Below are 23,873 nucleotides of genomic sequence, written 5' to 3'. Positions count from 1 at the left end.
TATTAACGTTTTAAAGTAAAGTGGCTTTTAAATAGTCTACCGTCTTGTAACTGAACAGAAAACCAATAGTCACTCACAGGTAAAAGCTCACCATTGAAGGTTCCGTCCCATCCTTCACCTGAAGGGCTTATTTCTTTTAATAATTTGCCATATCTGTCAAAAATTAAAATTTTTGAATTGGGTTGGAACATTCCGGAAACACCTTTTACATTCCAAGTATCATTGCTGCCATCCCCATTAGGGGTAAAAAATTTAGGAAAACCAATTACTGATACTATTTCTTGTACTATTCCACAATCATTTTTTAGATCTCGAACATGAACGGTGTAAATGCCTGGAGGAATATTGGTAAAGATATTTTCAGTTTGCCAGTAAGCAAAAAGACCATTTTCATCAAATAAGGCATAATCATATTCTCCTTCACCAGAAACAAATACTGTAATAGAATTGTTAGGTGATGCATCGACAATATCAAAGGATTCAAAAGTAGCGACATTTGAGGGTTCTACTGTGATATTACGTGTTTTAGAACAACCAAATTCATTTGTAGCTGTAACTGTATAAACACCAGTTTGATTGATTTCTATCTCATAAGTGTCTTGTCCCGATGACCAACTATATGTAAAGTCGTTAGGGTCAGCATCTATAATACCAGCATCAATTTGCGAAGTGATAGGAAATTCATTCAGACAATAAAGAATGGTTTCGTCCTCTTCTAATTGTGGTAGTGGATTGATTGTTAATATAACTTCTCCAATTCCATAGCAGGCATTGTCATTTTCAACCCGTGAAAAAATTGTTTGGTTATAAGGTATGGTATTTTCAAAAGGAGAAGCCAATTCATTTTGTTCTAAAAGCGCATCGTTATATGATGTGTAATAGGTAATTGGAAATATTAACCCGTTATCTGCTTGGATATTTAAGGTTATAGCATCTAAGTCAAATGTATTGATACCGTCTTCTGATCCCAATTCATCGCATACGGGTTCTACTATATAGTCGTTAATTTGTGTAGTACTAACTTCTAAAGTTAAAGTAACGATACTGTAACAGTTTGTACTATTCTGAATTACTTTGGCATAAATAGTTTCAGGATTGGACGTGTTGTTGTAACCTACAGCATCTAACATTCCGGTACTTGCTTGAGCATCCAATATGGACGGATAAAATTCAATAAAAACAGTATCAGAACTGCCAGTTAAATCATCAAAAGCCTCATCAAGGTTAAAAGAAGTGAAGCCATCCACATTTCCATCTTCATCACATTGTATTAACTCTGAATTAAAAGATTCTGGAATTGGATTTACGTTTATCAAAAATGAAGTCGTGTCGAAACATTCTTCGTAAAGATTATTTTCAATTCTCACAAAAATCTCTTCTTGGAATGGCATGGAATTGTAATAGTTAAGAGGTAAAGCACCAGTACCATCTTCTGCATCCATTTGAGAATTGTGATAAGTTACTGAAAAATCTAAAGGGTTTTGGCTTGCCAAGACCAAATCATCAAAATCTTCTAAATTAATTGATGTTTGACCATTAGCATTGTCTCCATCACTATTATCGTCGCAAATTTCTTGAGTTTGTATTGTGTTAGCAATAGGAGAACTAAAAACTTGAACCTCAAATTCTGTAATGTCATAACAGTTAGGATTATTCACATTATGGATACGTGCATAAATTGTAGTTTGTGCCATGGTATTGGCAAAAAAACCAATAACTTCATTTTCATTATTATCGGCATTCAATTGAGACTCAAAATAATGTACACTAAAATCAGTAGGATCTTGAGAACCCATAACTTCAATGTCTTTGGTAGTTAAATCAAAATTCCAAACGCCATCATTATCATCATCACAAACAATAAAATCAGTCACAGGATTGGCAACAGGGATTTCAAAATAGTCTACTATAGCTTCACCCTCTAAACGTTCGCAGTCACCAGTATTTAAATCAATAATGAGTTCATAAGTACCTGCTTCGGTTACTTCAAGTTGAGCCCCAGTTTCAGTAGCAATAACCCGACCATCTTTGTACCATGTATATGTGGCGCCAGAGATTAAATCGGCTGTTAGAGTATATGTGTCGCCTAGGCATAATGGTAAATAGGTTGATTCTTGACCATTCCTGATAATATCGATTTTTTCTGTAAAAAATGATGCAATGAATGGAGGTAGCCCTTGAGTCGATTTATTATTGCCCAATGAAATGGCATTGTTAACATAATCACAATCAGTACCAACTTCGTTTGGATTATTTATGACACTTAAAAAAGGAAGTCCTGTTTCATACGTAGCAGCCATCGAGCGATAAATTTTTCCATTAGGGCCTAACTGCAATGCACTTCTATAAAGATTCCTGTCGTCTATTACAATAGCTGAATTATTAATATTGGCACTGTTTAGATTATATTGAACCAAGGTAGAACTATGGCTAGCTGGATTATTGTCGAAAGCATCTGCATCGTTATATCCTGAAACATATAATACTTGACTATTTGGAGAAAACTCTGCTCCATAGGGTTGATTGTTTGGACCAGGCAAGGTTATACGAAGTCTATTGCTCAATATACCTGTGGTAACATCAAAATCATACAAATCTAATCCATTGTCTACACTGGCACATGCCACTTTACTGCCATCTGGAGAAATTTTTAAATAGCCTCTAGCATCGGTTATATTGAGGCCTCTAAATTCTGAAATGACAGCTGTATTGCTCACACCTGCGGCAGAAACCTCAAATGCGTGAAACGTATCAAAAAGACTTGTTGAATTTCCTGTAAGATTTGAAAATCCAATAACCCATATATTGCCAGTCTCACAATCTTTCAATACCGCTGCAACTTTTTCAGAACATTGGTTAAGCAAATTGGCATTTCTAGTGACTACTTCACCACGACCACTATCCCTAGTCATATCGACCACTGAATATTTTAGCCCTGTCTGTGTGGCATTAGATCCTACTGTAAAAATGTAATAAATGGTAGAGCTATTAGGTTTTGGTACTACAATACCTGATTGAGTACTGGAGTCATTACCGAGTAATCCAGTACCGTTGACCATCACATTATGCTCTCTTGTATAAACTGTTGAACCATCTGTGTAGAATAATAGATTACCATCATCGTCAGATATTGAAGAACAGCCTTCCTTTGTGAATAATCGGCCACCATTTAATGATGAGACATTTCCGTCAGAATCAAAATGAATACCAGCATTTTCCCCAAAATACCAGTTAGCTGCCTGTCTTTGACCAAAGACAGTAGAAATACACAGTAAAATTGTATAAAAAAGTAGTTTTTTCATTTAGATAGCAATAGCTACCAAATATATCACAAATCTCGCTTTTTTAATAATCTAAACGATAAAAAGATGAATAAAGCAGTCCAACCTAAAACGATTGCAATTTCATACCAATGAACGGCATAATCATAAATTAAGTCTGTTTTTTCAGGGAACTTGGTAATCATGATTCGTTGAAAGGGCTGATCGATAAGTTTATACATGGATTCCAGCGGTAAAAAACGCTTAACTTTAAAAGCTGTTTCTGTATCGCCAAAGGATTCATAGGCACCCCAAAATATTAACCATTCAACAATGTAAAGTACAAATAAAAACGCCAGTGCAAATGCTGATCGTCTTAATAGCATGCCAAAGAATAAACACAAACTAAAGAATCCAACTAATTTGACAAAATAAGCCAATAAAAAACTAGTTTCTCTAAAAATAATATTTACTTCAGTGTAACTGGAATAGTACAGACCAATAAAAAATGAAGCTACTGCAATTAAAATTGTCGCTAAAAGAGAGAAAAAGACTATGGTATAAAATTTCGACAGAATGAATTCCTTTTTGCTTACCCCGTCAATCAGATTTTGTTTTATGGTTTTATTGCTGTATTCATTGCCTATCATACTCACGACAACAATTGCGAAGAAAAACTTAAAATAGGAGGCAAAGAATGTCGTAATATGCCAAATAATGGGGAAATTGAAAATACCAAGTTCGCCCAATTCCAATGTGAAAAAACCAAAGAAATTAATTTTTATAGACGATAAAACCAATACTGTAAATGGTAAAATAAACGATACGAAAATGAGTATTTTACTGGTTCGGTTTAATAATAACTTTTGTAACTCTAGGTTTAGAAGTCGTAACATAAATGAATTTTTTGATTGATTAGTTGTTGTCGGTAAGTTGTAAGAATTGTTCTTCCAAACTTTCTTTACGTTTGACGAGGTGTGTCAATACAATGCCATTTTCAAACATCAGCTTGTTGACATCTTTAGCATCCATAGGTTCGTCTAAAAAAGCCGTAATGAGTTCGTCCTCAATTTTAATCTTCCCGAACATCTTTTTGGCTTCCAAAAATTGTACTAAACCATCTGTGTTTTCAGCTTTCAATTCTAAATAACCATGACTCGAAATCATTTCGTCAACTCGGCCAGAATACAATTTTTCACCTTTGCGCAATACAACAACGTGTGTACACACTTTCTCAACTTCATCTAATAAGTGTGAAGCTAATAAAATCGTGGTGCCTTGGCTGGCAATTTGTTTGATTAGAGACCTAATTTGATGAATACCTTGAGGATCTAATCCGTTTGTTGGCTCATCTAAAATTAATATTTCTGGGTCATTCAAAAGGGCAGAAGCTATGGCTAAACGTTGTTTCATACCCAACGAATATGTTTGAAACTTACTATCCTTGCGTTCCATTAGACCTACTATTTCTAGTTTTTCATCAATTTTTGAATAATCAACACCTTTGATTTTACAAACTAATTTTAAATTTTGGTAGGCAGACATATAGGGATAGAAATTAGGCCGTTCTATGATTGCGCCAACTTTCTTAAGTGCATCGTGTGTGGTTGTGTTCCCATCAAACCAATGAAAGTCGCCACTAGTCTTATTGACAACATTGAGAACTATGCCTAATGTTGTAGACTTTCCACTGCCATTAGGTCCTAAAATACCATAGACATTGCCCTTATTGATTGTGAACGATAAATCTTTGACAGCCGTTAAATAGCCAAATTTTTTGGTCAGATTATTAATGGTTAGAATAGTATCCAATATATATATGTTTGTATACTGAAACGATCAGTATGGGTTGGTATTGTAAGTATGACGAGTTATTGCAGAAATTGTTACATGAATAAATAAAAAAAGCATTCAAATTGAATGCTTTTTTGTTTGTTTATTTAATTCCAATTTTCATCAAAATCCAAACTATCATAATCGTCAATGTCGAGGTCATCTTCAAATTCATTATAATCATCAAAATCATCTGCCTCAAAGGATTTTTCTGGCGCTTGGTCAGGTATTTGGCCATGTACAAACATCAGGTTTGGGTAGTCTGTTCCTTCAGCTTCTTCGACAATTTCAGCCAACTCCACATAGAATGTCCACATACTCAAAAAATCATAGACATAGATTAATTTGGTTTGAGCTTCATGCACCGTATCACTCAAAATGGTTTTACCCATGAGTTTTACAGGATTAAGTCCATCGCTCATGTCAAATAAGGAAATTTCTTCACCTTGGTTCCATTCATCATCCGAAACATAAAACGAAGCCATTTCATTGCCATCAAAACCAAAGGATTGTGTAATGGCATTATGTAGATCTTCCAAAGTGTCTGTTTCACGGATTTCTAGATCCCTGAAAACGTCATCTTCAGTGTCATTGTCAAGTATAATTCTAAAGCGGTAAATCATATGCTAAATTATGTTGCAAATGTAATTAAATTTAAGTTATTTACTGAATCGGTGCAAGGTAAATGTCATGGCACTTAACAGAAAAAATGCACCTACCTGATGCGCTATTCCTAACCAAACTGGCACGGCATAAATCAATGTCAATACACCCAATAGAAATTGAAGTCCAACTAACAGAAATAGGGCATTGATACCTTTAATTTGATAAGCTGTAAGGGTTGTTTTTTTTGCCTTAAACCAAATAACAAGAATAAAAATAACGACCGCATAAGCCAGAGTTCTATGTACAAATTGCACACCGCTTTTACCTTCAAAAAAGTTTTTAATTATAGGTGATTGTTCAATATAAACTGTTTCATGTATGAGTTTGCCTTCACTCATAAATGGCCAAAAATTATGAATAAATCCAGCATCAAGCCCTGCGACAAAGGCACCGTAAATAATTTGAATCAGTAGGACTACCATTCCCATTCGTATGAGATTTCGCAATTTAATATTAACCTCTTTTTTTGATGGAAAGATAAGGTCCAGTGCTACCCAAAAGGTGTATGCAAAAGTGATAAAAGCAGTTGTTAAATGTGCCGCAAGTCTAAAGTGGCTTACGTCAGGTCTGTCAACCAAACCACTTTTTACCATATACCACCCTAAAAACCCTTGAAAGCTGCCCAGCACCATTAAAATCAAGGACTTTTTTATGGTCGGTTTGGTCAATTGCTTTTTAATGAGAAAATACATAAACGGAATGAAGAAAACCAATCCAATGAATCTACCAATCACACGATGTAGCCATTCCCAAAAATAGATATCCTTGAAGTCTTCTAAATCAAAATGATTATTTAGTTTTTGATATTCTGGATACTGTTTATATAAATCAAATGCTTCTTGCCATTCAACCTCATTCATTGGTGGAATAGTGCCGGAAATAAGTTTGTAGTTGGAAATAGATAATCCAGAGTGTGTTAATCTGGTTATTCCACCAACAACGACCATAATAAAGATGAGGATGCAACCAATAAGCAACCAATAAATAACACGTTTATTATCTTTTTTCATTACTTAATATTTTTTTAAAACACATGCTATTATCCATATTGGCATATTGACCAAAATTAGGAATGATCTGATAATTATTCTTTTTATAAAAATGAACCGCTTCAATTTGGCGTTTGCCTGTTTCCAGAATTGTTGTGTTGAAGTTTAATTCTTTTGCCCAGTTTTCCAATTCTGATAGAATTTGAGCAGCAATACCCAAATTCCTAAATTCAGGATTGGTGTACATACGTTTAACTTCGACTGTTGAGTCATCATATTTTTTGAAGGCACCACATCCAACAGGTATATTGTTTATATACGCAACAATAGTATGTTTCAGCACATCAATATTATTGAATTGATTGTAAAAGTCGTGCTCATCACCATCAGTTACTTTTAAATAAGCATCCAACTGTTTAACCAATTGTTTGAAGTCTTGATTTTCCGAATTTGTTCGAACAACATTTACCATCTAATCAACTTTTTTTAAACCTAATTTTTCACCTTCAGTAATCATGAGGTCATAAGCTGCGTCATAATCATTGGGAATATCACCTTCTAAAATGGCTTCTTTTATAGCTTCTTTTATAATACCAATTTCCCGAGATGGGTTTAAGTTAAAGGTCTTCATAATTTCTTCACCCGTAATAGGTGGCTGAAAATTGCGGACATGGTCCCGTTCTTCAACTTCAACAATTTTTTGACGAACAATCTGAAAGTTATTGTGATATTTTTTGAATTTTTTAGGATTTTTAGTTGTGATATCGGCTTCGCAAAGAGTCATTAAATCATCTACATAGTCACCAGCATCGAAGACCAAGCGACGTACAGCAGAATCTGTTACCTCGTCGTTAACCAAAGCTATGGGACGCGAGCTCATAAGTACCATCTTTTGAACAAACTTCATCTTGTCGTTTAGTGGCATTTTTAAACGCTTGAATAAGCGGTAAACCATTTTAGAGCCTTCAAATTCATGAGCATGAAAGGTCCAGCCAATTTTTTTATGAAACCGTTTCGTTGGTGCCTTGCCAATATCATGCAAAAGTGCTGCCCAACGAAGCCATAGATTATCGGTGTTTTCACAAATGTTATCCACTACTTCCAGTGTGTGATAAAAATTGTCTTTATGACGTTGCCCTTCAATTTCGTCAATACCCTTTAATGCTGTTAATTCAGGCATGATAATTTGTAATAAACCAGTCTTTTCCAATAGGATAAAGCCAATGGAAGGTTTCTCGCTTTCAAGAATTTTATTGAGTTCTACGACAATACGCTCATTGGTGATGATTTTTATGCGCTCACAATTTCTGGTAATTGCTTTAAGCGATTTGTCTTCAATTTGAAACCCTAACTGGGTTGCAAAACGAATGGCTCTCATCATTCTTAATGGATCATCGCTATAAGTGATGTCTGGGTTTAGAGGTGTTCGGATAATTTTATTTTCTAGGTCTTCCATGCCATTGAAAGGATCCAATAAATCACCAAATTTTGATTCTGCCAGATTTAAAGCCATAGCATTAATCGTGAAATCCCGTCTATTTTGGTCATCCTGCAAACAGCCATCCTCAACAATTGGATTGCGACTATGCTCGTGATAACTTTCTTTTCTGGCACCCACAAATTCAATCTCGATATCATCAAATCGCAACATGGCTGTTCCGTATGTTTTAAACACCTGTACTTTGGGATTTGTCGGAAGATTTTTAGCTACTTGTTTTGCCAATGCGATACCACTGCCTATGGCGACAATGTCTATATCTTTTGCGGTGCCTCTGTTTAACATATGATCTCTTACAAATCCACCTATAGCGTAGCTTTCAACTTGTAATTCTTTAGCAGATTGCGATACGATTTGAAATATGGGATGTTGTAAAGCTTCTTTATAATTCATTTGGAACAAAAATCCAGCTATTTAAGGATTTCGATGCTTGAAATTTCTAAATTATTCTCTAATGACTTGAACAGTACCATCTCTATTCAACTTAATAATGGAAGATGGTCGTGTGTCTGTTTTTATGTCGGGCAAATTTACGATATAGTCTACACCTTTTAAAATTCCTTCAGATATTTCTTTGAAGCTTTTTGGTGATGGTTCACCACTGATATTGGCCGAAGTAGATACCAAAGGTTTGTTGAATTTACTAATCAAATCATGAGCAAATCCAGAATGAGCTATTCTGATAGCTATAGAGCCATCTTCAGCTAATAAATTTTGAGCAAAGTTAAGAGGTTTGTTATAGATAATAGTTGTAGGTTTTTTTGCTTCTCGAATAATTTCTACAGCCTCTTCAGGAATGTATTCAACATAGTTTTCAAGCATTTTGAAATCACTGACCAAACAAATGAGCGCTTTGCTTTCAATGCGTTTTTTTAAAGTATAGATTTTGGAGACAGCTTTCGGATTTGTGGCATCGCAACCAATACCCCAAATAGTATCACTAGGGTAAAGGATTACGTGACCTTTTTCTAGATTTTTTAGGGATTTTTCAAGCTCTATAATCATTAAACAAAAATAACAATTGGTATGACAATAGTAATCATTTATATTTGTATTTAACTAATTAACACTTGCAATTGTAAACCAAATAATTGTTGAATACTCTATTGTCAAACAAGAAGGTGAGTTGTAAATATTTTAATGAATAGAAACAGAAAACTATCTAAAGATTATAAGTCTGAATCAAATTTTTTAGATGGAATTATCGAAAATTTTGACAATTCAGGTCAAGATTTTGGTAATCAAGACCGCAATTCTTTAAAGTTATTTGAATTCAATGGTAAGACTATTAATGTTAAGTCTTTTAAGATACCAAATGTTATTAATCAAATAGCCTATAGGTTTTTTAGAAAAAGTAAAGCCCATCGTTCTTTTGAATACGCAAATAAGTTAATTGAACTGCAGATTGGAACACCAGAACCTATTGCTTATTATGAGTTTGTTACACCATTTCTGTTTAAAAACAGTTATTATATAAGTGAACACTTGCCTTATGACTTGACTTTTAGAGAGTTGACTACTGATTTGAATTTCCCAAATCATGAAGACATTCTTCGGGCTTTTGTACAGTTTACCTATACATTACACGAAAAAGGGATTAATTTTTTGGATCATTCTCCGGGAAATACATTAATTCAATTGAACAATGGCGATTACAAGTTCTTTTTGGTTGATTTGAATCGCATGCGTTTTGGCTCCATGGATTTTAATGACAGGATGAAAAACCTATCGCGTTTAACTAAACAGGATGAATTAATTAAGGTAATGAGTGATGAATATGCCAAATTATATAGTGTGCCTTTTGATGAAGTTTATTCTAAATTATGGGAATGCATTAACACTTTTCAGAATAAAATAAAAAGAAAAAAAGAATTAAAAAAGAAGTTACTTTTTAGAAAGTGACATTTTATTGAGACGCTTCAATTCATCATAACGTTTTTTAACTTCATACGCATTCAATTTAGATATTTGATACCCTACTTTGCCATCTAAAATACCCAATCGCATGATGTAGTGATTGAAAAAGCGGTAATAGATTTTGATGTATTTAATTAGAGGGTTTGCGGTTTTTCCTTGTTTATGAAGTTTATTTGCCTTTAGGATGGCATATTGAGTCATTTTTTCTTTATAATGGTCGTAACTCCTAAAGCTGTAATGCAAGATTTTATTTGAAAGAACTTCCGTTTTCCCTTTAACAATCAAGTGTTCATGTACAGGTCTGGATTCATCATATTTACAAACAGATTTTTTGAATAACCTAAATGATTTGGCACTTTGAAAACCACTAAATTTTATAGGTTTTTTACCAAAGAAATATTGAAATAAACCATAGTATGCTACTATTGGATTATTAGGTTTTGATATTTCTTTTAAAATTTCATCCCTTAACTCATTAGTTAATCGCTCATCAGCATCAAGAAAGAGCACCCAATCATATGTGGCTTTACTTAATGCAAAGTTTTTTTGATTTGGGAAATTTTTAAAAGTATTCTGATACGTTTTAATATGCTTAAAATTCTGAAGCTTCTGCAAAGTGTCATCAGAACTGAAACTATCTATGACAACAATTTCATCGGCAAAGGCTAAATTTTCAATAAGAGCATCTATATTTGGTGCCTCATTGTAAGTAATAACCACTGCTGATAGTTTAGGCATAATACTATAAGGTTTGTTCTAAAAATAAATTTAGCTTTTCTCTGAAGAAATGTGGTTTAAAAGCTATGTAAAGTTCATTGGCTTTTGGTTTGAGCTCTTTTTCGGATTTCTTTGAATAAAGTTCGGCTTTGAAATCTTTTAAATGAACCGATTCATTCTTGCCTAGTTCTTCAAAAATATTCCATGTGGCTTTATCAATCCATGGAGAAAAAATTGCAAAGGTTTTTACATTTAGTGCTTTAGCCATATTAATAGCACCACCTTCATTTCCAATGATAGCATTACAATGGGACGTAATGGCCAAAAATTCTCGTAATGATTTTCCAAATACCTGAAAGTGGATTAAGTTTTGGGTTTTAGGTTTGCATAAATCATATATGGCTTTGGCATCTTTTTCTTGATTGGGAATATAATTGAATAAGATTTGTCCTTTGGTTGTTTCAGCAACTTGGTCTATTACTTGAGCCATATATTCAAAAGGATATGTTTTTGTTGCACCACTTCCTAAAACGCTTATCATATATAAAGGTTTTTTAAGTGATATATTATGACTTTCTAAAAACAATTTGCTATTAGCCAGTTCTTTATCGGTTAAATAAATTTGTGGTTTAATAGCCTTGAATTCAATATTGAGTGGTTCCAGCAGCTGCATTCTGTTAACAATGGCTAGGCCGCAATCCAATTCAGTAGATGATAATCTTTTTATATTATGATTGTAAATAAAAGCTGAATAAGGCTTGTAATAGGATATTTTGGTTTTAGCTTTTGAATATAACGTGATAATGTTACTGGATATTTTGGAATAGACATCTATGACCATATCATAGTTTTTGGTTCCAATGTATTTCGCAAATTGAAAGAGCTTGCGTTTGCTGTTTTCTTCAATTTGGGTAAAGAAAATAAAATTGTCAATAAACGGATTGTTCTCTACAACAGGATGAGTATGGGTATTGATTAAATAATCCAAATGAGCGTTTGGATACTTTTGTCTTAATGCTTCAAATAGAATACTACTTGTTAGCACATCGCCAATCATTTTTTGTTGTATGACAAGAATTTTCATTTAAACAGCTACATCGTATTCACGTAAAGCGTCATTAAGTGATGTTTTTTTGTTGGTACTTTCTTTTCGTTTGCCAATAATTAAGGCACATGGGACATTGTAATTACCAGCAGCAAAAGTTTTGGTGTAGCTGCCAGGAATAACAACTGATCTGGCAGGAACAACTCCTTTCATTTCTTTTGGTTCATCTCCGGTAACATCAATTATTTTTGTTGAGGCTGTTAAAACAACGTTGGCACCTAAAACGGCTTCCTTTTCAACGCGAACACCTTCTACCACAATACATCTAGAGCCAATAAAAGCATTATCCTCAATAACAACTGGAGCAGCTTGTAAAGGTTCCAACACACCACCGATACCAACACCACCTGAAAGATGTACATTTTTACCTATTTGAGCACAACTTCCTACTGTGGCCCAAGTATCTACCATGGTGCCTTGATCAACGTAAGCACCTATATTGACATAGCTAGGCATCATGATCACACCACTGGAAATGTAGGCGCCATGACGAGCAACGGCATGTGGTACAACGCGTATACCTTTTTCTTGATAGCCTGTTTTAAGGGGAATTTTATCATGATACTCAAAAATACCAACCTCAAATGTTTCCATTTTTTGGATTGGGAAATATAAAACAACAGCCTTTTTTACCCACTCATTAACTTGCCAGCCAGATTCCGTTGGTTCAGCAACTCTCAATGTTCCAGCATCCAATAAGTCTAGAACATTTCTAATACTGTCGATAGTTATTTTGTCGGTAAGTAGGGAGCGGTCATCCCAAGCCTTTTCAATAATTTGCTGTAGTTGTTTCATGAAAATAATTTGAAATTTTAATCAAAATGCAAATATACTTCTACTATTTGACATTAGTAAGTTAAGATATAAAAACCTGTGACTTAATTGCCATTAGTGTGTCTCTATGAGCAGTAGGTACTGATTAAATTTCAGTTACATACGATTTGGTTGGTTGATAGTTAGGATAAAACCATTGATTTGGGCTAAGTCAATTGATGAAAAATTATCCAACTATCACATGTAGACTCCTTTGCAATTTTGCAAGGGAGTTTTTTTTGAATGTTATTAGTCGTAATTTTGCAGTCTATGGGAAGATTGTTGGCAATAGATTATGGTAAAGTTAGAACAGGCATTGCTATAACCGATGAATTACAAATAATTGCTTCGGGTTTAACAACCGTACTTACTAAAGACCTTATCAGTTTTTTGAAAGATTACATAACTAAAGAAAATGTAGATCTTTTTTTAGTTGGCGAGCCTAAACAAATGAACAATCAACCTTCTGAAAGCGAAATACTAATTATTAAATTTTTGGAAGCGCTTGAAAAGGCAATTCCTAATATTCCTATTGAGCGTGTTGATGAGCGTTTTACTTCTAAAATGGCTTTTCAAACAATGATTGATAGTGGATTGTCAAAAAAGAAACGCCAAAACAAAGCGCTTATTGATGAAATTAGTGCCACTTTGATCCTTCAAAATTATCTAAATTCAAGGTGACTTTTAGGTGTTAAAATTTCGACTATCGATGAAATGCACGCTGTAAAGGTTTAAAAACAGTACGTTTATCGATGAAATGCACGGTTTCATCATATCATCGAGTTTTCGTTTTGTTTCATCAATTTTTTTGGGGTTTAGCTTGTTGGCGAACATATATTTGTCCTGTCTAAAATAATAAAGAACAAGACAATGAAACAATTTTTATTTATATGTATGTTTGCCGCTTTAAGTTTTTCAGGACTACAAGCACAATCTGATTCTCAAGTAGTTACTTTGGAGAAAAAGACTGAACGTATCACTAAAGAAAACGTTTCTAATAAGGCCGTTGATAAAGTGGCCGCTAAAAAGAAAGATATCTTAAACGAAAAAATAAACTTGAAACTTAATGGTCAAGAAGGTTTGTTTTTAGTAGCCGATAAACGTATAGTTTGTTAATATTCAACAAATTTTTATATCCATAATTAGAAGAGACTCCTTTATTTAAAGGAGTTTTTTTATGCATTTAAGTTATAAGAATTGTATTTTTGCGACCAATAAAAGAAAGTTATAATAATGGTATTACCAATAGTCGCTTATGGCGACCCTGTTCTAAAGAAAAGGGGAAAAGAAATAACCAAAGATTATCCAAAACTACATGAGCTTTTAGACAATATGTATGAAACCATGTACAATGCGTATGGTGTTGGTTTGGCTGCGCCTCAAATAGGATTGGATATTCGCTTGTTTTTAGTTGACACAGCTGCTTTTGCTGAAGATGCTGATTTGGATAAAGAAGAACAGGAGTTTTTAAAGAATTTTAAGCGTACATTCATTAATGCTAAAATTGTTGAGGAAACTGGAGATGAATGGGCCTTTAATGAAGGGTGTTTGAGTATTCCAGATGTTAGAGAGGATGTTTTTAGAAAACCAACCATTACAATTGAATATTTTGACGAAAATTTTGAAAAACATAAAGAAACCTTTGATGGACTGGTTGCGCGAGTCATCCAACATGAATATGACCATATTGAAGGTATTTTGTTTACCGATAAACTATCTAGTTTGAAAAAACGGTTAATCAAAGGGAAGTTGTCCAATATCTCCAAAGGGAAAATTAATGTGGATTACAAAATGCGTTTTCCTAACTTAAAAAAGAAACGATAATATTTGTTTTACAATAGCAAACAAAAGATATTTGCGCACTTAAAAAAATAATATGAGTTTAGATAAAGTTTTATCAATAACAGGAAAACCAGGTTTGTTTCAAATGATTGCACAAACACGTACTGGTTTTATAGCAGAATCATTGATTGATAAAAAACGAGTGTCTGTTGGGATACATCACAATGTGAGTATATTGAGCGAAATAGCTATTTATACCTTGACCGAAGAGAAACCGTTAAGAGAGGTTTTGGCACTTATTAAAGATAAAGAAAATGGGCAGGAAACGCCAATCAGCCATAAAGACAGCAAGGATAAATTAGAAGAATATTTCTTTGAAGTTTTGCCAGATTATGATGAAGATCGCGTTTATGCCAGTGACATCAAAAAAATTATTCAATGGTACAATTTGCTCCAAAAACACGACCTATTGCATTTAGAAGAAGATGTGTTAGCAGCCGAGGAAGAAGAATAACACCCATTATAATTCATAAAATCCAGTTTTAAACTGGATTTTTTTATACACCTTACTGAAAATATTAATCGTATTTTTAACAAAACTTCAAATATGAATTCTAGAGTAGACCAATTGAAAGCCTTTGATAGATTATTGACTATTATGGATGAACTTCGGGAACAATGTCCATGGGATAAAAAGCAAACTATGGAAACCTTGCGTCATCTTACCATTGAAGAAACTTATGAGCTTGGGGATGCTATTTTAGATAATGATCTCGATGAGATTAAAAAAGAACTGGGCGATGTATTGTTGCATATCGTTTTTTATTCCAAAATAGGTAGTGAAACTAATGATTTTGATATCGCCGATGTCTGTAATACGATTTGTGATAAACTAATTAATAGACATCCACATATTTACGGTGACGTCACTGTTGAGAATGAAGAAGATGTAAAGCGTAACTGGGAGAATTTAAAATTAAAGGAAGGGAAAGCCAGCGTGCTTGAAGGAGTTCCTAAAAGTTTACCAGCACTAGTTAAGGCTAATAGAATCCAGGATAAAGTAGCTGGTGTGGGGTTTGATTGGGAAGAACCTAATCAAGTTTGGGAAAAAGTAGAAGAGGAATTAAAAGAACTGCAGGAAGAGATTAAAATTGGAGATAGTAATGCTATTGAGAATGAGTTTGGAGATGTCATGTTTTCAATGGTCAACTACGCCAGATTTTTAAAAATTAACCCAGAGAACGCATTGGAGCGAACCAATAAAAAATTCTCAAAACGTTTTCAATATTTAGAATCAAGAGCTAAAGCCTTGAACAAAAATTTAAAGGATATGACGCTTCAGGAAATGGACGTGTTTTGGGAAGAAGCTAAGCAATTGCCAAAATAGGTAATAGGAAAATCTATGATTTTCAAAAACTAACTTTTGAGAATTGGCAAAAAAAAAGATATAATTTCTAGTTCAAAACATCCAAATATAAAATCTGAACGTATATACTACCAAATGACAACTTCATAAGTAGGTTAATAGCATAATCACAAGAGAGCAATCTCGAATGTCATTTTGGTAAAGGTGGTTGTAATAGTTGGGAAAAGCAACCCTTTAGTTAGTTTAGTTAGAACTAAAATCCCGCTTAAGTTAAACCTTAAGCGGGATTTGGTTTTTTTAAAGTCGTTATATTATCTAATATAAATCCTTAATTTTTCTCAATTTGGTTTTCCAAAGATCTAATGATTGCTTTTGCTTTTCAATATTTTGGTGGACTTCCTGTACCAAAGGATTGTCGTCATCTACATTACTAAAAAACTGTAAATTGTTTTCCAATTGGTTTATTTCTGCTTTGACATCATTGATTTTCTTTCTGATAAACGATCGCTCGTTGTCCAAATGTCTTGGGTCTTTGGCATTGTTTAGGGAGTCTAATTTGGTTTCAAATTTAATGAGTTCAGCCTCTTCATGGTTGATATCTAACTTTTTGAAGATTGAATCTAAAACTTTGTTTAATTTTCCTTCAACATATCGCTTATTTGGAGGCACATTACCAATGTCTTTCCATTTTTCAACATATCCTTTCACCTGCTCTAAATCAGTATCTTTTTTTCCAGAAAGTTCTAAATTTTTTAATTCGTCCAAGAGTTTAACTTTTTGAACATATGCTTCATTACCTTCTGCGTTTTCAGCGTCTTTTAGGGCATGAAGTCTGTCAAAGTAATGGTTGCAGGCAGTTTTGAATTGCTTCCATATTTTATCACTATTTTTTCTAGGGACGTGTCCAATTTTTTTCCAATCACTTTGGATTTTTTTCATCAATGGTGTGGTAGTTTCAAAATCTTCACTGTCCTTATTGTCTTCAGCAATTTTGATTAAATCCAATTTCTTTTGAAGGTTATCATATTGCGATTTTTTGAGATTCTTGTAAAAGGCATTCTTATTTCTGTTGAAGGTTCTAACAGAATCCTTAAAACTGGCCCACGTAGCTTCGTTTACTTTGATGGGAACTTTTCCGGCTCCAAAAAAATCATTGCGAAGCGCTTCCACTTCCTTGATAGCATTTTGCCAAGCGTTGTGCGAATTAGCCCCTTTATCAGCAATTGCTTGAATTTTTGAGATTATTTCGTGTTTAATCTCTAGATTTTTTTCATAAATTTTATCCAATTCAACAAAGTAAGCCTGACGCTTATCGTTAATTTTTTTGGTGGCTGCTTTAAAGCGATCCCAAATTTCTTCACGGTGTTCTTTTCCTACTGGGCCAAGCTCTTCTTTCCACATTTTGTGAAGCGCTTGTAACTCTCTGAAAGCTCTATTATGATTGTCATCTTCTGCCAGTTCTTCGGCACGCTCGATAATTTTTAACTTCTGTTCTAAATTATGCTTGAAATCTAAATCACGAAGGTCTCTATTCAAGTGTAAAAAGTCGTAGAACATTTCAACATGATGGTGGTAACTATTCCAGGCATTGTTGTATTTATCCCTTGGAATAGGTCCGGCATTTTTCCAACGTTCTTGTAACTCTTTAAAATGCTTATAGGTCGTGTTTATATTTTCTTCAACATTAAAAAGACCTTTAATTTCTTCAATTATTTCCAGCCTATTGGCTAAGTTTTCTTTTAGGTTTTTCTCAATGTTCTTATAATGTGCATTTAGCTTGTCACGATATTCAGCATAAGTTTCTTTGAATTTCTTTTGAACTGGACTGGAATAGTAAAAATCTATTTCGTTCCCACCATCGTTCAAGAACTCTTCTTTTTTCTCATCGAGCAATGAATTGAACTTTGATTTGAATTCGGATCGTAAATTTTCTACATGAGACCTAATAGCTTGAACTTTTTCACTCTTAACAAGTTTTTCGAGCTCGCTGACCAATTCATCAAGAGACATTTTATCGTAATCCTTATGCTCAATATCATGCCTGTCTTTATTGCCTTCATCTTCAGCATCTTCCGCATTAGATTCGTCTATTTCACTTAGAACAGATTCATCGTCATCAACATCTGAATCTTCCGACTTTTCTGAACGTTTATCGGAATCGGAACTTGGAGTGTTTTCAAGAACAGGTTCTTCTGGAACTTCTTCTGGAGTATCAGTTGATTCTTGCTCTATGTCGTTTACAGGTTCGCTAATTACTTTTTTTTCTTCTTTTCCGTCTGCTTGTTGCAGGTTATCATGCTCTGACATTTTACTAAATGTTTAGGTTCGTAATACTACTGAAGTGTTAAAGATAACAACAACTGCAATATTTACAAAGGCTTGAACGATTTTTAATGATATTGTCTATTTGTTCCAAATACTCCAAGCTTTTTTAGCCTGGTGCTTTAGCATTTTGGAACCGTTAATGATTGTGGCTTTTTGGGCTAGCGCTTTTTTTAAAAAAAGGGTTTGTTCGGGATTGTAAATGAGATCGAACGCTATATGATTTTTCCCGATACCATTGTAGGGAATGTCTGGAAATTGATCAACATTTGGATAGGTACCCAAAGGGGTACAGTTTATAATTATTTGGTGGGTACTAATAATATCTTCTGTGAGGGCATTGTAAGTTAATTGTCCTTTTTTTGATGGTTTTCTGGAAACAAACTGATAGTCAATATCCATTGACTTTAAAGCAAAGGCAATGGCTTTACTGGCACCACCTGTGCCTAAAATTAATGCACGCTTGTGCTTAAACTTCAAAAGAGGTTTTAAAGCTTTTTTAAAACCGTAATAATCGGTATTATAACCTTTAAGCTTACCATTTTTAGTAATTTTAATGGTATTGATGGCACCAATTTTTTTGGCTTTTTTGTTCAAGGTATCCAAATAGGGGATGATTTGTTCTTTATAGGGTATGGTTACGTTTAAACCTAGCAATTCGGGATTGTTTGTAATAATACTGGGGAATGTGTCTAAATCTTCAATATCAAAATTGGTGTAGGAAGCATCGACAACACCCTCTTTTTCAAATTTTCTTTCAAAGAAGCTTTTAGAAAAAGAGTAGGAGATATTCTTACCAATCAAACCGAATTTACGCATAACGTTTCCTGGTTTTTTGTCCGTAAATTTCAAGTGCCAGAACAATTAATATTCCCATAATAACAAACCCTATGGCGAATCCTGTTTCAGAATTCCATTCGGGCATATAACGTTGGTAGTTTTCTATTATTTTTTCTCCAGAAGAGTCCAGAGCAAATGTGCCATTTTGGTTGAGCTTAAAAATAGTTTTTTTCCATGGCCATACAACACCCAGAGACCCAACAATAAAGCCGATAATGGACGCAATTGTAATGCTTTTATAGTGTTTTAAAATGTAGTTTAAAACATGGGAAAACGTTACCAATCCAGCAATGGAGCCTAATGTAAATACGGCGAGAACTTTCAGCATACGCAGGCGTTCAGAATTGTCCACAAAACCAAAATCTCCTTTAATGATCTCAATAAAGGTATCATAAAGGGCGTTTACAGAATCAACTAAAAGCAATACATAATTACCCAATAAAATTAAAATAAATGATCCCGAAAACCCTGGTAAGGTCATACCAGAGACACTAATCATTCCACAGAAAAAAACAAACCACAGATTGTCATTTTCCTTGGCTGGATCTAAAAAACTAATACTCACACCAAGTATAATGCCTATTGCTAAAGATAGATATGTTTTGTAGTTCCAGTCTTTAAAATCTTTGCTGATGTAATAAATGGAGCCTATGATCATTCCAAAAAAGACACTCCAAACATACAATTCATAGTGAATAATAAGATAATCCAATAGTTTGGAGACACTGAAGTAGCTAATTATCATCCCCAAAAAAAGCAGGCTTAAAAAACGGCCATTGATGTATTGGAAAAAGCTCTTGAATCGACCATTAATAAGTAGTTTAAATGCTTTACGATTGACCTTTTGAAGGGAATAAATAAATTCTTCATAAAAACCAGCAACAAAGGCAACGACACCACCTGATACTCCAGGTACTTTATTGGCAGCACCCATTCCCAATCCTTTAAGGACTAGAAAGACTTTATCGGTGAATGTGCGTGTACTTTGCATTTACTGTGATTTTTTACCAAGTCGCTCCAAGATGAAAATTGTTAGAAACCCAACTAACATGAGTGCTATTGCCATGAGCCATTGCGAATCGATTTGATTGTTCAGCTCTGAATAGCGAACTGCTAAAATGCTTTTTTCACTAACAACTTTATAAGACTCAAAATCGGCTATTTGCTGTTGGTATAGCGTCAAATTGCCCAGTTCGGATATGTCAGAAAAAGGCATGATTTTACCACTGGACTTTTCCATGACGGTTTCAGTCAGTTTCCAGGGCCAGACTTTGTTCAATGATCCAAAAATAAAGCCTGTTAGTAAGGCCAAGGTTAGGTTGTGGTAATGTTTGAACAACCATTTTAATAAATGGCTAAAACTTAACAAACCTACTAGGGCACCAGCAGCAAAAATGGCGATACGCCTAAAATCAAAATCATGAAGGGCATCGCTCAAGGTTTTGTAGGCCCCTAATATGACCAGAATAAATGAACCGGATATACCAGGCAGAATCATGGCGCAAATAGCAATAGCTCCAGCTATGAACAAAAACAATGGCGATTCGTTACTCGCTGATGAAGGTATAAGAGTAATATAATAAGCTACAATGGTACCAATAATTAAGGCTGCTATAGTAGCTGGTGACCATTTGGTAATCTGTTTTCCAACAAAATAGATACTGGCTATAATGAGCCCAAAGAAAAATGACCATATTAAAACAGGATGGTATTCAATAAGGTATTTTGCCAGCCTCATGAATGATACGAAGCTTACAATGATGCCCAGCAGTAAAGCAATTAGAAAATTACCATTTAAAGCTTGCCAGAACGATTTAAAACCTTCTTTTCGGAGTTTTTTTAACAAGTTTAGATTTATACCGCTTATGGTAGAAATTAGCTCTTCATAAATACCAGAAATAAAGGCAATAGTTCCGCCAGAAACACCAGGAACAGCATCAGCTGCACCCATAGCCAATCCCTTCAGCGAAATCAAAAAATAATCTGAAAAACGTCTTTGCATTTTGGATTTTTAATAAAATCCAAAGGTAGTCAATTTAAGTTACAAGAATACTTACAACTTTGCTTTTAAGAGCGTTTTAACTTGGCTCTTTTCGTATACTTGAGGAAACAATTCCTCAATAATCAGGGCAAATTCTGCATTAAAACGCATTCCGTTTTTTAAGTGGTAGGAACCCTTTTCTGTTTCGTGCAAGGTATAATATAAACCAGCCAACCTAAATTCTATTTCGGCATTTTCGGGGTAAAATTCAGCTGCTTGTAAAAAATTATAAACAGCTGCTTCGTGTTCTCCAATTTTCAAAAGAATGTCACCTCTTGTTAGCCAGGTGCTCAATTCATAGTTGCCCAATTCCAAAGCTTTTTTATAGCCGTTTTCAGCTTCTTCCCAATAGGATAGACGCTCATTTATTTGAGCATAGAGTTTCCAATAAACAACATTTTCGGTATCAATGTTCAAGGCTTTGTTTATGTAGTACAAGGATTTTTTGTAATTCCTTTTCTTCATGTAAAACTTGGTAATGGCTATCCAACCTTTATCCAAAAGTGGATCTTCCTGAACGGTTTTCTTATAATATTGGACTGCCAATTCCATGTTTTTAAGCTTTTCATGACAAGAACCTATTCGTAGTAGAGCAAATGAGGTAGGGTCTTCCAGTTTTAGTGTGATACTGTAATTTTCAATGGCATCTTCAAAGCGCTTCAATTTTTCCAACACTTTGCCTTTTTCTAAATAGGCCCCAATAAAGGTGTCTTCGGAAATAATAGCAAAATCATAGGCCGCCAACGCTTTTTTGTAGTCCTTAAGCTCGTAATACTGCTTGCCCAACTGATGCCAAGCAACTTCACAATATGGATTACTGTCCAAAAACGTATTTAAGTACGAAATGGCATCTTCATGCTGTCCCAAAAAGTCAAAACAATAAATCATATTGTGCAATGCAGCATAATCATGTAAATCAGCTTCAAGGCACTTCATAAAATAGGTTTTGGCTTCTTCAAACTTATCCAAAAACAAATATTCCATACCAATCAAGGAGTAGATGTCTACAACATCATCGGTAAGATCAAGAGATTGTTTCAATACTTCAATGGCCTTTTCGTGGTCATCTCTTTTGGATAGGATGTTGGCTTTTTGAATGTAAATCTCTTCATTATGTGGGTCTATAACATGCAATTCATTGATTAGCATGTCTGCCTTATCCAAATCATTTTCAAACACATAGATTTCTACCTTAAACAATTTTAAATTAACGGATGTTGGATGTTGTGATAGCCCTAATTTAATGGCTTTTTTAGCGAGTGCTATTTTTCCTTGGTTGAGGTAGTGGTGAATGATATTTTCAAATTCTTCTGAATCAAAAAACAAAACGTGGTTTGTTTTTAACATGGATTCGAATCGGGTAAGTGGCAAATTGTTGTTGTCGTTGGGACGTAACTCCATAGGCACGTTTATATGATTTTCCTTGAATAAATGTAATGTTCTATATGGCTAATTGCAGTTAAAAATCCAAATGTTTTTAACAAAGTAATCAACAGTAATCACTGGATTAATAGTTTGTTGCTGATTTTCAGGTGCTTGAATTTAGTTTTGAAGACTATCTAAAATGGAGGTGATGATTTTACACCCTGTAATCAATTCGTCATTTGAAATTGTCAAAGGTGGTGTTATGCGGATGGCTTTGGGTTCAAACAGCAACCAAAACAGAATGAGTCCCTCGTCTTGTGCTTTTAAAATAACTTCGTTTGTAATATCAGCTGAAGGTGTCATAGCGGCCAGCATCAAACCCTTGCCACGAATTTCAGTAATTAAAGGATGTCTCAAGTGTTCTCTGATGAGTTTTTCCTTTTCTAAAGTTTGAATCATTAAATCACTTTCAATCACTTCGGATAGTGTTGCCAATGCAGCAGCAGCAATTACAGGATGACCACCAAAGGTTGTGATGTGACCCAGTTTTGGATTGTCGGCCAATAAACTCATTAACTCACCAGAAGCGGTAAAAGCACCAATGGGCATACCGCCACCCAAGCCTTTGCCTGTTACCAAAATATCGGGTACACACTTATAGTGTTCAAATGCAAATAAGGTTCCCGTACGACCAACACCCGGTTGTATTTCATCTAAAATTAATAAGGCACCAACGGCATCACAGCGTTTTCTGATTAATTCCAAATAGTTATTTTTTGGTTCAATAAACCCAGCACCACCTTGAATGGTTTCTAGTATGACACAGGCCGTTTTATTGCTGATGGTATTTATGTCTTGAATATTATTGAACTCCATAAACCGTACATCAGGAATCAGGGGTCTAAAAGCTTGCTTGCGTTCTTCAAAGCCCATAACGCTCATGGCCCCCATGGTATTCCCGTGATAAGCGTGTTTAGCAGAAATGATTTCACTACGACCCGTAGCACGTTTTGCCAATTTAATAGCACCTTCAATGGCTTCAGTGCCAGAATTGGTTAAATAGGTTTGCTCGAGGTTGTCTGGTAAATGTTTGGCCAATAATTTGGTAAGTGCCACAGCAGGTTGCTGCACATACTCACCATAAACCATAACATGCAAGTATTTATCCAGTTGTTCTTTTATGGCTGTAACCACTTTGGGATGTTTATGTCCCAATGTACAGGCCGAAACGCCTGCCACAAAATCCAAATAGGCCTTGCCTTTTGTGTCATAAATATAGGAGCCTTCGGCGTGGGAGATTTCCATAGCCAATGGATGGGTTGAGGTTTGCGCTTGGTATTTGAAAAAATCAGCTTTCAC

Annotated in this window: 23 protein-coding genes; 6 read left to right on the top strand and 17 right to left on the bottom strand. The window is 34.5% G+C overall.

Translation table 11 applies throughout. The annotated features are described in order from the left end of the window. Positions 1-2 precede the first annotated feature (2 nt). The 8 genes from C1T31_RS07370 to C1T31_RS07335 all read right to left on the bottom strand — a co-directional run bounded on the left by C1T31_RS07370 (position 3) and on the right by C1T31_RS07335 (position 9,251). Positions 3-3,302, bottom strand: coding sequence for a T9SS type B sorting domain-containing protein (locus C1T31_RS07370; RefSeq protein WP_103051854.1), 3,300 nt, complete (start codon positions 3,300-3,302; stop codon positions 3-5). 26 nt (positions 3,303-3,328) lie between these two features. After that, positions 3,329-4,156, bottom strand: a complete 828-nt coding sequence (locus tag C1T31_RS07365) for an ABC transporter permease (protein ID WP_103051853.1) — start codon at positions 4,154-4,156, stop codon at positions 3,329-3,331. Positions 4,157-4,175: 19 nt separating this feature from the next. Next, complete coding sequence (locus tag C1T31_RS07360) at positions 4,176-5,072, bottom strand: ABC transporter ATP-binding protein (RefSeq protein ID WP_103051852.1); 897 nt, start codon at positions 5,070-5,072, stop codon at positions 4,176-4,178. Positions 5,073-5,200: 128 nt separating this feature from the next. Beyond that, on the bottom strand, positions 5,201-5,716 hold the full coding sequence (locus C1T31_RS07355; protein ID WP_103051851.1) for an IS1096 element passenger TnpR family protein: 516 nt from the start codon (positions 5,714-5,716) through the stop codon (positions 5,201-5,203). A 36-nt stretch (positions 5,717-5,752) separates the two neighbouring features. After that, complete coding sequence (locus C1T31_RS07350) at positions 5,753-6,769, bottom strand: COX15/CtaA family protein (RefSeq protein ID WP_103051850.1); 1,017 nt, start codon at positions 6,767-6,769, stop codon at positions 5,753-5,755. Then, on the bottom strand, positions 6,756-7,220 hold the full coding sequence (locus tag C1T31_RS07345) for a GNAT family N-acetyltransferase (RefSeq protein ID WP_103051849.1): 465 nt from the start codon (positions 7,218-7,220) through the stop codon (positions 6,756-6,758). Before C1T31_RS07345 ends, C1T31_RS07350 begins: the two co-directional genes overlap by 14 nt. Then, positions 7,221-8,639, bottom strand: a complete 1,419-nt coding sequence (locus C1T31_RS07340; protein ID WP_103051848.1) for a CCA tRNA nucleotidyltransferase — start codon at positions 8,637-8,639, stop codon at positions 7,221-7,223. A gap of 51 nt (positions 8,640-8,690) precedes the next feature. Further along, on the bottom strand, positions 8,691-9,251 hold the full coding sequence (locus tag C1T31_RS07335) for an L-threonylcarbamoyladenylate synthase (protein ID WP_103051847.1): 561 nt from the start codon (positions 9,249-9,251) through the stop codon (positions 8,691-8,693). 135 nt (positions 9,252-9,386) lie between these two features. Here C1T31_RS07335 and C1T31_RS07330 point away from each other — a divergent pair, with 135 nt between their 5' ends. Next, positions 9,387-10,148 carry a lipopolysaccharide kinase InaA family protein gene (locus C1T31_RS07330; protein ID WP_103051846.1) on the top strand — a complete coding sequence of 254 codons (762 nt, stop codon included), beginning with the start codon at positions 9,387-9,389 and terminating at the stop codon, positions 10,146-10,148. Here C1T31_RS07330 and C1T31_RS07325 read toward each other — a convergent pair. Genes C1T31_RS07325 through C1T31_RS07315 form a run of 3 tightly spaced genes read right to left on the bottom strand, consistent with a single transcriptional unit; the run spans position 10,131 to position 12,780 of the window. Further along, positions 10,131-10,901, bottom strand: a complete 771-nt coding sequence (locus C1T31_RS07325; RefSeq protein WP_103051845.1) for a glycosyltransferase family 2 protein — start codon at positions 10,899-10,901, stop codon at positions 10,131-10,133. The two genes, C1T31_RS07330 and C1T31_RS07325, sit on opposite strands and share 18 nt — an antisense overlap. A 4-nt stretch (positions 10,902-10,905) precedes the next feature. Further along, on the bottom strand, positions 10,906-11,964 hold the full coding sequence (locus C1T31_RS07320; protein WP_103051844.1) for a glycosyltransferase family 9 protein: 1,059 nt from the start codon (positions 11,962-11,964) through the stop codon (positions 10,906-10,908). Next, on the bottom strand, positions 11,965-12,780 hold the full coding sequence (locus C1T31_RS07315; protein ID WP_103051843.1) for a 2,3,4,5-tetrahydropyridine-2,6-dicarboxylate N-succinyltransferase: 816 nt from the start codon (positions 12,778-12,780) through the stop codon (positions 11,965-11,967). It lies immediately after the preceding gene. Positions 12,781-13,068: 288 nt separating this feature from the next. Between C1T31_RS07315 and ruvX the strand changes: the two genes are divergently transcribed. From ruvX to mazG, 5 genes are all read left to right on the top strand, one after another. Beyond that, positions 13,069-13,479, top strand: coding sequence for a Holliday junction resolvase RuvX (gene ruvX, locus C1T31_RS07310; protein ID WP_103051842.1), 411 nt, complete (start codon positions 13,069-13,071; stop codon positions 13,477-13,479). A gap of 189 nt (positions 13,480-13,668) precedes the next feature. Continuing rightward, positions 13,669-13,914, top strand: coding sequence for a hypothetical protein (locus C1T31_RS07305; protein ID WP_103051841.1), 246 nt, complete (start codon positions 13,669-13,671; stop codon positions 13,912-13,914). A gap of 117 nt (positions 13,915-14,031) precedes the next feature. Further along, positions 14,032-14,622, top strand: a complete 591-nt coding sequence (def, locus tag C1T31_RS07300) for a peptide deformylase (RefSeq protein ID WP_103051840.1) — start codon at positions 14,032-14,034, stop codon at positions 14,620-14,622. 52 nt (positions 14,623-14,674) lie between these two features. Then, on the top strand, positions 14,675-15,094 hold the full coding sequence (locus C1T31_RS07295; RefSeq protein WP_103051839.1) for a DUF5606 family protein: 420 nt from the start codon (positions 14,675-14,677) through the stop codon (positions 15,092-15,094). Between the two features lie 93 nt (positions 15,095-15,187). Then, the gene (mazG, locus tag C1T31_RS07290) at positions 15,188-15,967 is read left to right on the top strand and encodes a nucleoside triphosphate pyrophosphohydrolase (protein WP_103051838.1); all 780 of its coding nucleotides are present in this window, start codon (positions 15,188-15,190) and stop codon (positions 15,965-15,967) included. A 294-nt stretch (positions 15,968-16,261) separates the two neighbouring features. Here mazG and C1T31_RS07285 read toward each other — a convergent pair whose 3' ends face one another. The 6 genes from C1T31_RS07285 to C1T31_RS07260 form a co-directional block, all read right to left on the bottom strand. Then, the gene (locus tag C1T31_RS07285) at positions 16,262-18,253 is read right to left on the bottom strand and encodes a DUF349 domain-containing protein (RefSeq protein ID WP_103051837.1); all 1,992 of its coding nucleotides are present in this window, start codon (positions 18,251-18,253) and stop codon (positions 16,262-16,264) included. Between the two features lie 96 nt (positions 18,254-18,349). After that, entirely contained in the window at positions 18,350-19,087 is a 738-nt protein-coding gene (locus C1T31_RS07280) for a shikimate dehydrogenase family protein (RefSeq protein ID WP_103051836.1), read from the bottom strand. Beyond that, positions 19,080-20,099, bottom strand: a complete 1,020-nt coding sequence (locus tag C1T31_RS07275; RefSeq protein WP_103051835.1) for a DUF368 domain-containing protein — start codon at positions 20,097-20,099, stop codon at positions 19,080-19,082. The genes C1T31_RS07280 and C1T31_RS07275 overlap by 8 nt, the downstream gene beginning before the upstream one ends. After that, positions 20,100-21,110 carry a DUF368 domain-containing protein gene (locus tag C1T31_RS07270; RefSeq protein WP_103051834.1) on the bottom strand — a complete coding sequence of 337 codons (1,011 nt, stop codon included), beginning with the start codon at positions 21,108-21,110 and terminating at the stop codon, positions 20,100-20,102. A gap of 51 nt (positions 21,111-21,161) precedes the next feature. Next, positions 21,162-22,550 carry a tetratricopeptide repeat protein gene (locus tag C1T31_RS07265; protein ID WP_103051833.1) on the bottom strand — a complete coding sequence of 463 codons (1,389 nt, stop codon included), beginning with the start codon at positions 22,548-22,550 and terminating at the stop codon, positions 21,162-21,164. A gap of 141 nt (positions 22,551-22,691) precedes the next feature. Next, positions 22,692-23,873, bottom strand: a complete 1,182-nt coding sequence (locus tag C1T31_RS07260; RefSeq protein ID WP_103051832.1) for an aspartate aminotransferase family protein — start codon at positions 23,871-23,873, stop codon at positions 22,692-22,694.

It is taken from the genome of Hanstruepera neustonica, assembly GCF_002895005.1.
Taxonomy (GTDB): Bacteria; Bacteroidota; Bacteroidia; order Flavobacteriales; family Flavobacteriaceae; genus Hanstruepera; species Hanstruepera neustonica.
The sequence above is the reverse complement of the archived record's forward strand: the minus strand, read 5'-3'. Positions and strand labels throughout refer to the sequence as shown.